Source organism: Microcoleus sp. D3_18a_C4, assembly GCF_036702415.1.
Lineage (GTDB): Bacteria > Cyanobacteriota > Cyanobacteriia > Cyanobacteriales > Microcoleaceae > Microcoleus.
Window position 1 is genome coordinate 37,802 of record NZ_JAUBTI010000043.1, and the last position, 14,171, is coordinate 51,972.

7 protein-coding genes are annotated in these 14,171 nt (G+C 44.6%); 3 read left to right on the top strand and 4 right to left on the bottom strand.

Annotated elements, in window-relative coordinates; translation table 11 throughout:
• On the top strand, positions 1-1,664 hold a 1,664-nt coding region (locus QUB16_RS18910; protein ID WP_333318389.1), incomplete at its 5' end, for a CHAT domain-containing protein.
• 260 nt (positions 1,665-1,924) lie between these two features.
• On the opposite strand, the gene QUB16_RS18915 is transcribed toward QUB16_RS18910, so the two are convergent.
• Positions 1,925-7,258 carry an AAA family ATPase gene (locus QUB16_RS18915; protein ID WP_333318391.1) on the bottom strand — a complete coding sequence of 1,778 codons (5,334 nt, stop codon included), beginning with the start codon at positions 7,256-7,258 and terminating at the stop codon, positions 1,925-1,927.
• Between the two features lie 331 nt (positions 7,259-7,589).
• Entirely contained in the window at positions 7,590-8,003 is a 414-nt protein-coding gene (locus tag QUB16_RS18920; RefSeq protein WP_333318393.1) for a hypothetical protein, read from the bottom strand.
• A 12-nt stretch (positions 8,004-8,015) separates the two neighbouring features.
• Here QUB16_RS18920 and QUB16_RS18925 point away from each other — a divergent pair, with 12 nt between their 5' ends.
• The gene (locus tag QUB16_RS18925; RefSeq protein ID WP_333318395.1) at positions 8,016-8,237 is read left to right on the top strand and encodes a hypothetical protein; all 222 of its coding nucleotides are present in this window, start codon (positions 8,016-8,018) and stop codon (positions 8,235-8,237) included.
• Positions 8,238-8,400: 163 nt separating this feature from the next.
• Here QUB16_RS18925 and ligA read toward each other — a convergent pair whose 3' ends face one another.
• Positions 8,401-10,545, bottom strand: a complete 2,145-nt coding sequence (ligA, locus tag QUB16_RS18930) for an NAD-dependent DNA ligase LigA (protein WP_333318396.1) — start codon at positions 10,543-10,545, stop codon at positions 8,401-8,403.
• 400 nt (positions 10,546-10,945) lie between these two features.
• Positions 10,946-11,926 carry an Npun_R2479 family HD domain-containing metalloprotein gene (locus QUB16_RS18935; protein WP_333318401.1) on the bottom strand — a complete coding sequence of 327 codons (981 nt, stop codon included), beginning with the start codon at positions 11,924-11,926 and terminating at the stop codon, positions 10,946-10,948.
• Positions 11,927-12,213: 287 nt separating this feature from the next.
• Here QUB16_RS18935 and QUB16_RS18940 point away from each other — a divergent pair, with 287 nt between their 5' ends.
• Positions 12,214-13,980 (top strand): alpha/beta hydrolase, encoded by a 1,767-nt coding sequence (locus QUB16_RS18940; RefSeq protein ID WP_333318403.1) that lies wholly within the window; start codon positions 12,214-12,216, stop codon positions 13,978-13,980.
• Positions 13,981-14,171 lie beyond the last annotated feature (191 nt).

Genomic DNA, 14,171 nt, shown 5'->3' on the forward strand with positions numbered 1-14,171 from the left:
CTCCGAGTGTCACTCCCACTCCCACTCCAAGTGTCACCCCAACTCCCACTCCAAGTGTCACTCCCACTCCGAGTGTCACTCCCACTCCCACTCCGAGTGTCACTCCAACTCCGACTGCAGTTGTCACTCCCACTCCGATCGATCCTACGGAAATACAAGTGCCCGCACCTGTGACAGCACCAAAATCGCCCACAGCCGCCGATACACCCACACCCGAACCGTCAACCTCCGATGAACAAGACTTTAAACGCCCCGAAATTCGATCGCTAGACAATCTCGGTGTTGCTGCTGTCGATCATCGAATTTTAACCATCGATCCAAGTATCACCAGTCAATTACCCGCTGGCATCGTAGCCTCTTCACTCGCATCCCAACAAGCACCAACAGTTAACCCTACTTCTAATTTAGTTCTGGGATACGCCCCGTCTCCCGATCGACTTTTTCAAGGTAACGACATACAGAAAACAGTCTGGGGAATCGAAGAAATGAGGAATCAAGAATTTGCAGAATACCTGGGGGTAGAAGCCAACCTCCTAGAGGAAAAAACCTTGATTTCGACATCCCAACAAACTTTACAAAATATCGAACAGCAAACCGGCAAGCGGTCTGGTATTATCTACATGGTCTCGCGAGAAGATCGATTGGAACTAATTTTAGTTCCTCCCGCCGGGTGGCCGATTCACTACAGCGTCCCCGAAGCCAACAGAGCAGCTCTTTTCCCCACTGTCCAGGAGTTTCGCGCTGAAATCACCAATCCCGCAAAACGCGATACTACAACTTATCTAGCCTCCGCCCAGCAACTATATAAATGGGCGATCGCACCCCTAGAAAAAGACTTACAAAACTTAGGAATTCAAACTTTGTTACTGTCAGTGGATCCGGGATTGCGAAGCCTGCCCTTTGCGGCTTTGCACGACGGTAAAGGCTTCTTGATTGAAAAATACAGTTTTAGCCTAATTCCGAGTTTTAGCTCGACTAATACCGATTATAAAGCTGTTAGAGACGCCACAGTGCTAGCAATGGGAAGGTCAGAATTTGTTGACCAACAGCCCTTGCCCAGTGTGCCGATCGAACTGCAGGCGATTTCCGCTCAGTGGCACAGCCCATCTTTCCTCAATTCTGCTTTCACTTTAGATAATCTCACGTCGGAACACACCAAGGGAGGATTTCGGATCGTTCATCTAGCAACTCACGCTGAATTCAAACCGGGAAAAGCGAGCAATTCCTACATTCAAATGTGGAATTCCAAATTGCAGCTCGATCGCATGGAGAGTTTGAATTGGCGCAATCCGCAGGTAGACTTGTTAGTATTGAGTGCTTGTAGAACTGCTGTGGGCGATCGGGAAGCAGAGTTAGGTTTTGGAGGTTTAGCAGTAAAATCCGGCGCCAAATCTGCTTTAGGGAGTTTGTGGTATGTTGACGATGGAGGCACTTTGGGGCTGATGAGCGAATTTTACCACCAGTTGCGAGGAACCACAACTAAGGCAGAAGCTTTGCAACTGGCTCAACAAGCAATAATGTCCAGTAAAGTGCGGCTGGAAAACGGACAGCTAGTAACAACAGGCGGCAAGTTAAATTTACCTGCTCATTTACAACAAGGAAACCAAAATTTTTCTCATCCTTACTATTGGAGTAGTTTCACCATGATCGGAAGCCCTTGGTAAGCTGCCCTATTTTATACCAAATCCGGTTGAAATATCCCGTTTATATTATGTCCGGTCGATTCCCTCCGCTTCGCTTCGCCCGAAATCAGGTAGGGGCGGGTAAACCTGCCAATATCTGCCAATAATTGACAATCTCAAAAACCCGCCCGGCCGGGATATTATGGTCAATCGCTCGGACATGATATTATTCTGTAATCCGCGCAGTCGGGCTTTAGTTGTGTAATAGCGGTTTCAACCGCCCAACTCGCGAGAAAAAAGTTCTATTTCTGTTTCATCACCACCAAAGTAATATCATCAAAAACCTTCTGAGTGCCAATATACTGCCGCACATCATCAATCACAGCTTCCCGAATTTCTTGGACACAGCGGTGACGATTTTCAACCACCACTTGCCACAACCTCTTTAATCCGTACTGCCCTTTATTAATATCTTTAGCTTCAGGAATTCCATCAGTATAAAGCACCACCACATCCCCAGGATTTAACTGCACTTCTGTTTGAGCAATAAACTCGCCAATCTCTTCTACTAAGCCAATGGGAAAGCCTAAATCTATCGTATCTATGCACTCCAATTTTCCATCAGCGCGCACCACAATCATTTCCTCATGTTGTCCGCTTAATTTCAGGACACCTCCGGCATATTCTAAGATAGCTAGAGACATATTTCTCGGCGAGTCCATGCGCTGGAGATTATCATAAAGAGTTTGGTTGAGGATATCCAAAAACTTCACTGGATCTGTTTCGTTCATTTTCTGAAGCGTCCTGACAGCCGTTTGTGCCATAATCATCAACACGCCACTTTCTAAACCATGTCCCGTGACATCACCAATGCTAATCTTGACTTGACCATCCTGTTGCAATACGTCGTAGTAATCGCCCCCAACTTCGTCTGCTGGTTCCATAAAACCAGCTATTTCTAAGCCTTCAATTGCTTCGAGTTCTGACTGTTTTGGCAACACCATTTGTTGCAGTTGTTTGACAATATCGAGTTCTGCACTCATGCGGACATTTTCGGCTTTGAGTTTCTGATTCAGGGTGCTAATTTCTTGATTCGCTTCAGCTAGTTGAGCCGTGCGTTCTTGAACTTTATCTTCTAAAGTGCGATATAGCAGGGCATTTTCAATGGAAATTGCAGCTTGAGAAGAGAGGACTTTGAGAATTTCTAGACGATCGCGCGTAAAAGCTCCCGTAGTCAGATTATTTTCTAGATACAGAATGCCGATCAGTTTACCTTGATTAATAATAGGAGCGCATAAGACTGACTTAGGCTGATTTTTTATAATATAGGGTTCCTTGGTAAAAACTCCATTATTTGTAGCGTTTGATAAAACCACATCTTCCTGAGTTCTGGCAACATATTGAAGCATCCCGACTGGCAGACTTTCGCTGCCTTCAACAGCAAGAGATTGCGAAACTTGTACTTGCTCTCGATCGGCTTCACCTGTAGCTTCAATGGTTAAGGTTCCATTATTTGATAAAATCAGAAAGCCTTTTTGTGCTCCGCCATTTTCCAGTAAAATTGTCATTAATTTCGCTAACAATTTGTCGAGGGCAATTTCACCAGCCAAAACTTGGGAAGCCTTGATCACTGTAGCAAAATCTAGATCTGAACTTCCTCCCATTGTTGAAGAAGCTGTGGCAGTACCAGTAGTCTGCAAATCAGTTTGTTTCTTGGCAGATACCTTGGGTAGCAACTGCGGATATTTCTGCTCCAAATCCTCTACTTTACGCTTAGCCCCCCAAAGTTGGTAGCCATAGTGAGCTTTTCTCATGTAAAGCTTGGCAATTTCCTCTTTGCCTTTCCCTAACCAGAACTGGGCTGCCAATTCATTACCTAAAGCTTCATTCTGAATATACTGATTTTCATGGGCTGAAGCGATCGCGCGATCGTACAAATCTAGTGCTTCTATTTCTTTACCAGAAATGCGAGCGATTTCCGCCTCCACCAACAGGTATTTGTGCAGGAAGTTTTCAGGACAATTATCTGCCCAAATTTTCATCTTTTGCTGACAGGCTTTAATAATTTCCCCATATTCCTGCTGCTGTGCATCGGTAGCAGTGGGATAAAGAGCCGTTAAAATTAGAGGATAGTAAAGATAATGTTCGCCTTGACTGGGTATACCTGAAAGAAAAACGATAATTTCATCGCTTTTTTTAATATATTCTAAAGCGTTTTCATAATCACCATAGAAAAATAAAATTTGAGCTTTAAAGATGTTATAAGGTGCTATTCCAGGCATAAAAATTTTTTCCTCCCACATCTGGAGGCACTGCAATTCATCAAAATACTTATCGCTAAAAGAAAACTTATCCAGGGTTAATCCCTGTAAATTTAAAATGAAATGCCGATGTAATTGCTGAATACCAGCAAAGACATTATTTTTGATTTTCTTAAGAAATTCCAGATGTTTGTTAGATTCTTCAAGAATGCTATCAAAATTCTCAGCACTGAGAACTCTTTGCAGAATTAAGTGGTAAGAATTGTAGCTAACATAAACATCTCCAGTTTCTACCCCTGCGAGATAGCCTTTCCGAAGAAACGGAATCCCTTTTTTCAGATGGCTTCGCCAAGGATTAATCAAACCACCAAACATATTAAAAACTTTACAAGCCAAATTCACATTATGAAATTGCTCGTTAAGTTTCATCGACAATAGACCAAATTCATAACCCACTTCATAGTCAACTAATCTTGCACCTGCCAAAAATCCCCAAAAAGCATATCCATGAGCCGATGCCTCAGAATTGCCATTTTCCAGAGAAAGATTGACCATTTTTAATGAAATTAAAGCCAATAAATCTTGATCTACAAAATAAGCTGGACCCGTAACATTCATTAAGAGATTCATACAAGCTCTAATCTCTGGATTGCTCATTTCTGGGGCATCAATTAGCTCAGGAATTTTGATGTTTTCCAGATTTTTTCTGTATAAATCTAACTCTACATCAAGGGCAGACAAAATTTCTGACTTGTCGGTTGTCGGCAAAGTTAATCCCAAGGATTTTAAAGCTTCACATCCAATACCAACGGCTTCTACAAATTTGCCTGTATTATCATAGAGAACTAAACGAATATTCTGAATTTCTGCTGTTTCTACATTAGATTTAACTTGCGTTAATATTAAGTCAAATAACTCTTCTGCCTTTTCAAAATTACCGCAGAGATATTCGCATTCCGACCGTTCTCGATATAAACTAAAAGTCAGATCGTAATGCTTTTCCCAAGCATCTCCCGGCAACATCTCTATTCCCGTAGTAAAGTATTGCTCTAAAGCAGCCGCATAAGCTGTGGAAGCTTTGGCTTTTTTCCCCGCCTCTAAGTTCAATCTTGCTAATTCTACCCGTTCCGATTCATCCGTTATCAATTCCCAAGCTAAGTTTAAATGATCGACAATTTCAAATATTTTTTCTGGTAATTCTTCTGCCGATACACTTGCTAGTAAAAGCCGTCCAATTTGCCGATGCACTGCCTTTTTTTGATCCTCATCAATCAGAGCATAAGACGCTTGTTGTACTCGGTCATGCAGAAATTTATAATCTTGAATTAAGAGATTTTCATCTAACTCTGATGTTGGTAAAATAAATCCATTCTGCACTGCCACCACCAAGTCAGAAAAAATTACCTCTTTAGGTTTTTCAGTGACGATAGCCAGAGTAGTTAAGTAGAAAGAAGCCCCGATGCAAGAGGCTAAACATAAAAGTTTCTGAGTAAGTTCCGGCAGTTTCTTCAAGTTTCCGGTCATTAATTCTACCACATTATCGGTAATATTTTGTGCCTCAATTTGGGCAATATTCCACTGCCAAATATGTTGCTGTAAATCAAATTTAATCAAGTTCTCTGCGTGCAGAGTTTTCAGGAATTGATTAACAAAAAATGGATTTCCTCCGGTTTTCCTCATCACTAATTCTGCCAATGGTTTTACGGAATTAGTATCGCTGTATAATGTGTCAGCGATGATTTGACTAATATTTTCTAAGGCTAAAGGTGCTAAGGTAATATAATTAATAGTGGCTCCTTCTTTGAGCAATCCATCCAGCGTTATTATCAAGGGATGACTAGGGCTAACTTCATTATCCCGATAAGCTCCAATTAAAAACAGATATTGCATATCTGTATCGGTCATCATCAGTTCAATTAACTTGAGCGTGGCGGAGTCGGCCCACTGCAAATCATCCAGAAATATGACTAAGGGATGCTCTTTTGTGCAAAAGGCTCGAATGAAGTTACCAAAGACAATATTAAAGCGATTTTGTGACTCGCTTGCTCCTAATTCTGGCACGGGTGGCTGTTGACCGACAATTAGTTCTACTTCGGGAATTACATCAATAATAACTTGACCATTGATACCAAAGGCACTGGCGAGTTTTTCTCGCCATTGCTCGATTTGTGCTTCACTTTCCGTTAATAATTGTCGCACTAATCCCTTAAAGGCGTTGACTACAGCCGAGTAAGGAATACTCTTTTGAAATTGGTCAAATTTGCCCTCGGTGAAATAGCCCCGGAGTCGGGTATTGGGTTTGTGAATTTCAGCTACTAGGGATGATTTCCCAATGCCAGAATAACCCGCCACTAGCATCATTTCAACCCCTCCTAGTCGCCCATTACTAAGGGCGAATTCAGGGGGGGTTGCTACTCGCTCAAAAGCTGTTAATAGTGCTTCTACTTCTGCCTCTCTTCCATAGAGTTTTTGCGGTATTTGAAAATGTTCGGAAATGTCTTGAATCCCCAAGGTAAATTCTAATATATTTCCTGTGGTTTCTAATTGCTGCCAACATTCGGCTAAATCATTTCTGATTCCAAACGCACTTTGGTATCGCTCCTCAGCGGTTTTTGCCATCAGTTTCATTACGATATCAGAGATAGCTTTAGGTATTTCTGGATTAATTTGATGGGGAGATGGAGGTACTTTAGCGATATGACAATGTACTAATTCTAGGGCATCATTGGTTTCAAAAGGTAATTTTCCTGTGAGTAATTCATAGTAAGTGACACCAAGGGAATAAAAATCGGTGCGGTAATCGAGGGAACGATTCATTCTTCCCGTTTGTTCGGGGGAAATATAAGCTAAAGTTCCTTCTAAAACATTGGGATTTTTGAGAGTGGGATTTTCCCGGTTAAATTGAGTGGAAATGCCAAAATCAATAATTTTGAGTTGTTTGGTTTCTGAATGCCAGACAAGATTAGCTGGGTTAATATCTTTGTGAATGACATTGGCTGCATGAATCTGAGCCAAAATCTCGGCTGCTTGAATGGCAATATCGAGGAATTGGTTTAAAGAGGTAATGGCTTGCTTTTGTTCAGAGTTGTCGATCAATTTCTTGAAAGAATTGCCACCAAAATCTTCAAAAATTATAACTAGCGTTCTCTGATACTCTTCCAAACTATAAGCTTTGATAACCCCTTTTAGATTAAGATTGCGCGTAATTTCATATTCTTGTCGATAGTGGGTGAGTTGAGCAGGAGTCGGATAATCTTGTTTGAGCATTTTCAGGATAACAGGTAGATTATCCTGTTGTCGGATGCCTCTATATACTATTGAGTTATTACTTTCGTAAATCTGATTGAGAATCTCGTAGCCGTTAATCTGAATCATTTTTAGGTTTCCATGATAGAAGGAAATCTTATTAAAGATAGTCAGCAAGCATTATCGGCGAGCGCACTGATCTATTATAGTAGCTGATGATGCTTGATACCCATGCTAAAGGTGAAATCTTCAGATTAATTTACTGCCGCACATTCTCTATCACAGATTACCTTATGGCAATAGCAGGTAACTTTCATTACCTGCTAATTTACAACGAGAAAAACAAGAGTTTTTCGCTCTTTATTGCTGGAGTATTTTCACGGTGAGATTTTTTTTGTAAGTCCCCTATTTTAAGTAGCAAATCTGTTCGTTAAACAATCATCTCTAACCCCCAGATGCTCTATCTAGGGTTGACTGCTCTCGGATTTGGTGCGGCAGTTCCGTAATTGACTCGACAGCCGATATTGAACAAACTCGAACTGCACTCAAGAGGGACAATTTGCTGATCGAGGAGGGCGCTGCAACTGACATACTCGTCGTTATTAGTATCTCTTACCATACATTCGATCGGGTTAGCTCCCGATCGCGCCGCCCAACTCTTCATACCTACGACTGCAATGTTATGCTGCCAGTAGAATGCAAACAGCGACACTGCAAACAGTACAGCAACGGCTAATCCTGCTTTCAACTTCCAACTATTTAGGACGTTTCCCAAACTATTTTTCACGTTTTCCACCCCAGAAATTGAGCTTTCGGTAGTTATTTCTGGAGTTGTCAAGTTTGTTTGTGTTTGTTCTGCTGGAATTTCCGACATAATGTATCTCCTGTGATTGCTGGGACTTGGCTAATCTGGCAGTTGCGATCGCTATTGCAAACTTTATCAAATTTTAGCAAAACTAGCCTGTACCGACAACCGATTGGCGCAGCACCACCGGGGAAGTATGTATATCCACCAAGTGCGATCCGCTTCGTTGGCGTAGCCCCCGTAGGGGCGGGCTTCGCTAACGCGATTTCTATGCCTTTTGAGGTATTGCCCAATTCGCGTTAGCAGAGCCCTCGAAGAGGATCGGATATTTTGCATCTAGGGCAATAGAATTGCTGGCGATGTTCTTTGAAAACGGCCCAAGTGAATCAGCTTTTTTTTGAACCGCAGAGGGCGCAGAGGGCGCAGAGAAAGAGCAAAGAGAGAGATATTGACTGTCACCAATCATTTATGGTTTCGATAGCAGTTCTAATAACTCTAATTCCGAAAGTAGTTCGATTCCCAAAGATTGAGCCTTTTCCAACTTAGAACCCGCATCTTCTCCCACAACCACATAATCAGTTTTAGCACTCACAGAACTTGTGACTTTACCTCCTGCTTTTTGAATCAAATCTTTAGCTTCATCTCGTTTCAAAGTGGGCAAAGTTCCGGTAAGCACAAAGCTTTTGCCTGCAAGTTGTAAATTTGTGCTGGCTAAATTGGGATTTTTAACTTCTGACTGTAATTGCAAGCCCGCAGTTTTCAACCGTGCAATTAAACTTTGATTAGCCGGAACTCGAAACCACTGATAAACAGCTTGAGCAATTTCCGGCCCGATGCCGTAAACGCCCTCAATCGATGCCGCCGATACCCCTGCTAACTCATCCACATTTGCAAACCTTTCTGTTAGCAATTGAGCATTCACGCTGCCGACGTGGCGGATGCCCAAGCCGTAAAGTACGCGCGAATAAGGTTGATTTTTGGATTGGGCGATCGCACTTACCAACTTTTCTGCCAACTTCTTACCCATGCGTTCCAAACTCATCAATCTTTCCGCAGTCAAATCGTACAAATCCGCCGCAGAATGCACCAGATTGCTATCAACCATTTGCTGCACCAACTTTTCCCCAACACCGTTAATATCCAGAGCATCCCGGCTGCAAAAATGAATCAGCGAACCCCTCAAAATTGCTGGACAAGATGTATTGATGCAGCGAGTAACGGCCTCCCCCTTTTCCCGAACCACAGGCTGTTCGCATTCGGGACAGCAACTAGGCATTTGGAAAAGTTGAGCATTTTGGGGGCGAAGTTCCGGCAAAACTCGCACAACTTCTGGTATAATTTCCCCAGCTTTTCTGACAATCACAGTATCGCCAATGTGCAGGTTGAGATCCGAAAGTCGATCGCTATTATGGAGAGAAGCCCGCGAAACCGTCGTCCCCGCCAACTGCACCGGTTTGAGTTCCGCTACAGGAGTTAGAGCCCCGGTTCTGCCTACTTGCACGGTGACAGCTTCTACTATTGTAGGGACTTCCGCCGCAGGATACTTCAGGGCGATCGCCCAACGCGGAAACCTCTGAGTAAAACCCAATTGTTTTTGCAGCCCAACCGAATTAATCTTAACCACAACCCCATCCGTCATGTAAGGCAAATTCCGCCGTTCAGTATCCCAATATTCGTAATACTCCCGAACCTCATCCAAAGAATAGCAAATTTTGCGATTGGGATTAACCTTAAACCCCATTCTTCGCAACAATTCCAACGAATCCCACTGCGTTTTCCCCTTATTTCCAAACGCTGTTTCATTCTCTGTAGGGGCAATCCCCCCGTGGTTGCCCTCATCGGTGGGGAGGGGCGGGCACGGGGGCACCGCCCCTACAGTGGGGAGGGGCGGTGGCACCGCCCCTACAGGTTCATCAAAATGTAAAGTATAAGCAAAGAAATCCAACCGTCGCTGAGCCACAATTTTAGAATCCAACTGCCGCAGCGTACCCGCCGCAGCATTGCGAGGATTAGCAAACAATTGTTCCCCCGCTTTTTCCCGTTCCCGATTAATTTCCTCAAACACAGCTAAAGACAAAAAAGCTTCTCCCCGCACTTCCACAACAGGCGGCGGATTATCTAAATTGAGCTTTAAAGGAATCGATCTAATAGTTTTGACATTTTGAGTAATTTCCTCTCCTGTAATGCCGTCTCCCCGCGTCGCACCGCGAACTAACACCCCATTTTCATAGGTTAACGCTAAAGCAGAACCGTCAATTTTTAACTCGCAAACATATTCAGCAGTTAATTGCTGATTCTCCCCTGCTACCCTTTGCCAGCGTTCCTGCCATTTAGCAAATTCCTCAAAATTAAAAGCATTTTCCAAACTGTAGAGAGGAATATTGTGTTTGACACTAAAAAATTGAGTAGCAGGCTGTTCTCCCACGCGCTGAGTCGGACTTTCCGCAGTAATTAATTCAGGATAATCTGATTCTAATTCTTGCAACTGGCGATAAAGTCGATCGTACACCTCATCTGGCATAATCGGTGCATCGAGAACATAATAAGCATAGCTAGCTTCCTGTAGCTGGTGCCTCAACTGTTGAATTTGCTGCTGAATCTCTGCTGCCATATCGATTTAAGGTTTTAGATTTTCGATGTTAGATTTTTGATTATAACTCTCCATTTTAGCTCAAAAAAAACGAGCAAGCAACCTCTATGCTGCCAGACCGATTTTAGATTTGAGATGCTCGATCTCAATTTGAGCTAAAAACAAAGATCCAGCAACTAGAACATCAAAACTTATCCTAATTGTCACCCTGACCAAAAACGGATACTTACTTTCCGACAGGAGTTGCCAGTCGGCCAAAATTTTAGACTCTTGTTCTACCTCCCAGATTCATCTCTGGAGTAAATTTCAAATCCTTCGACTGATTGAACGCTGAACGTTGCGCCAAACCTATCACGCCGAATTCTCAATTTTAAAATCCATTGACTCGCCTTTATAGCTGCAAATTTATGGGCGTAAATCCTCACAAATTCAAGTCGGTAAACTCGGTAAATTTCTTATTTTCCCCCGACATGGAAGGTTGAAGATTATCACCATCTTTTTCGCCGTTCAAGGTGCTATTGGGGCGGGATTTGGTGAACTCTTGAGCGTTTGGCTTGGTGAAAGCGAGCGGTTCAGCGTGTTCTACCTGAAATACATTGGCGTAGAGGTTGGCAATAATTTGTTTGCCTCCCTGGGTCAATTCCAAGTAGTTCAAAGCAGCAGGAATATAGGGAAAAACTCCATTCCAATAAAACTTGGCGTAATTTTGCCGCAAATCTCCCGGAGACTTGTAGCCCAAGATTTTATTAGTGCCGACTTCCTCAAATTCGTAGAACAGGGCACTTATTTTTCGCAGGTAATTGGGATCGCTCAACTGACCGATCAAATCGGCGGCCCTAGCGAGTCCAGAATAATTGTTTCTGTCTTGATGAGTTTCGCTAGCAGGAACTGGGAAGCGTGTCAATTCAATATTGCGCTTGATTTGTTCGGCATCAATTAATGTGTGGCCCCCGAAGCGTTCGTCAATTACGAGTTTTCCTCGATCGACATGATAAGGAGTTAAACTGGCAGAAGTTGCCCCGATCGGCACAGAAACCATGCCCCCGTCAATACCCGTAGCATATAGTCCCACAGCTTCTTGGTCTTGGCGGCAAACACCTTTGACGTAGCCGATATCGTGACACAGCAGCGAGATCAGGTAGTGCAGCCAATCTTCCGGCGACACTCCACCTTCGCGAATATGCTTGCCCCGGAGAATCTCTTGTCCCACCAAAGCCACGAGCATTGTGTGTTCCACATTGTGGTAGAGAGCATCGCAATTAGCGATATTTTCCAGAGCCATAGTCCCAGCCCAGGCGATAATTTCAGGGTAGTCAGGCTTGTACTTGCCGTAGGTGCGACGGTAGCCGGCCTGCAACTCTTGCACAAAAGCGTCAATCAGGATAGCAGTTGCATTGAACATCATAAATTCTCTCACTCAGGCTGTAGTTACAAACTCGATCGAAAATATCTTGGCCTTGCTGAAAAAATAATCAATGGGCATTCCAGTAGGTTTGACCCCTCGGTGTTGAATTTTAAATTTCAGCTAGTCTTGTCAGGTCAGAAAATTGCTCTTTTGGCTATGCTTCCCAAGATAACCTAATTTCCGAAGCATCCCAACCAACAGATCGATTTTTCGGCATTAAATGTTGACGAAACAATTTACATCATTTCACCGACTAATTATTAGAAGTCCTAGGTGTGAAAGTTATGAACTGTCTGTTTTCGAGCCTCTCCACTGCTGCCCTTCGCTCTCGGCGGTCGATCGCCCCAAAATACCTAGGATTGTTTGCATTCACGGCTGTTTGCACCGCCGCACCGGCAATGGGTGCCGAGCGAATTTACGTAACTTACGGGCCGCTAGAAGAATCAGTTCCCATCGAATCTCTGGCACTCTTCGCCAAAGAAGGCAAAATAGACTCAAACTTGGACGGCTTCGCTCAGTACCTCAAAGAGTCTCAGCTAGCTGAGATTCGCAGCGCCCTGCAAGCGGAAGCTGAAATCAGCCCCGTGACGATCGCCCAATTCCTTTACACGCCTCAAGGAGAAGTGCTGCTGAGACGCTTGGGCCGAGTAATTCAAACCAAAGCTCGGCAGCCTGGATTTTATGCCATCCGAGCCGCCCTGATTTTAGCAGCCTCAGATCCCGAAGGCCTGACAATTCTCAACGTGCTGCGGAAATTCCCCACCTATGGCATCAGGATTGACATCGCCCGCGCCTTGGGTATCGCTAACGAGCTGACATCGCTGATTAACCGTTCCAATCAGACGATCGCCGGAGTCGCTCAATTGTCCGAAGCACAAGCAGCCTCTGAACCCGCCATACCGCCCGCCGCCATGCTGCAGCCCCAGCTACCGGGCCCCTATACTTGGAAAAAATCATCGGTAACTTTGACGAGTCCCAATCGCGTTAGCGAAGCCCTCGAAGAGGATCGCACGTTTGATATGGACATTTACCTGCCGCAGCGGAGCCCGCAACCTGCCCCAGTAGTAGTAATTTCCCACGGTTTAGGTTCCGATCGCCTTTCCTTTCAATATTTAGCAAAACACCTAGCCTCCTACGGCTTTGCCGTCGCCGTCCCCGAACACCCCGGCAGCAACGCCCAACAAATCCAAGACTTAGTAACAGGCAGAGCCAATCAAGTAGCAGAACCAGGAGAATTTGTCAACCGCCCCCTCGACATCAAAGACCTGCTCGATTATTTAACCAAACTTTCTACAACCGATCCTGCCTATCAAGGGCAGCTCGACTTGCAGCGAGTCGGCGTCATCGGCCAGTCTTTCGGGGGCTATACGGCTTTAGCATTAGCTGGGGCGGGGATTAATTTTGCACAGCTAGACAAAGATTGCGGACTCGAAAACGATACTTGGAACCTCTCCCTACTGTTGCAGTGCCGCGCCCGCGGCCTAGAGCGCAACCAGTACAATTTAGGCGACCCGCGCATCAAAGCTGCGATCGCCATCAACCCGATCGTCAGCAGCATTCTCGGAGAAACAAACCTCAGCAAAATCCAAATCCCAGTCATGCTAATCGCAGGCAGCGCCGATACCGTCGCCCCCGCTTTGCTCGAACAAATTCAACCGTTCACTTGGCTGACATCGCCCAACAAATATCTCGTACTGATGAACAACGGGACTCACTTCTCAACGATCGAGGAATCCCCTCAAAGCCTCTTTCTGCCACCACCACAGGCGATCGGGCCCGAACCAGCTTTAGCCCGCCGCTACCTCAGCGGACTCAGCCTAGCTTTCATGGAATGCTATTTGAACAATAAATCCAATTTCCGCCCGTATTTGGAGCCATCCTACGCTTTAAGCATCTCCAGAGACACTCTGGGACTGAGAATTTTGCGATCGCTCACCCCGCAGCAACTCCAGCAGTTCAGGATTTCTCCACCTGCTCGCAGGCCAGTCTCTCCACCTGTCCTCGCTCCTGTTCCTCTACCTTCTCCACCTCCGAGCGCTCCCGTTCGTTAGGGTTGAGGTGCGCCGCGTCTGCTGGCTGGCATATCTTGTCGCGCGGGGACGATCGCCCCTCTCTCTCCTTTCATCAGCTTTCCTAATCACAGTCATCAGTTTAACTGTCGCTACACCCCTTTACAAACGTTAACAATACCGTTAATAATAGAAACATCATCCGAACATTGACAACCAAATACAGCAATCAT

What these genes read in the sequence shown, in the direction of transcription:
- QUB16_RS18915 (WP_333318391.1), bottom strand. Translation starts at nt 7,258, where the DNA reads ATGATTCAGATTAACGGCTACGAGATTCTCAATCAGATTTACGAAAGT.
- QUB16_RS18920 (WP_333318393.1), bottom strand. Translation starts at nt 8,003, where the DNA reads ATGTCGGAAATTCCAGCAGAACAAACACAAACAAACTTGACAACTCCA.
- ligA (WP_333318396.1), bottom strand. Translation starts at nt 10,545, where the DNA reads ATGGCAGCAGAGATTCAGCAGCAAATTCAACAGTTGAGGCACCAGCTA.
- QUB16_RS18935 (WP_333318401.1), bottom strand. Translation starts at nt 11,926, where the DNA reads ATGTTCAATGCAACTGCTATCCTGATTGACGCTTTTGTGCAAGAGTTG.
- QUB16_RS18940 (WP_333318403.1), top strand. Translation starts at nt 12,214, where the DNA reads ATGAACTGTCTGTTTTCGAGCCTCTCCACTGCTGCCCTTCGCTCTCGG.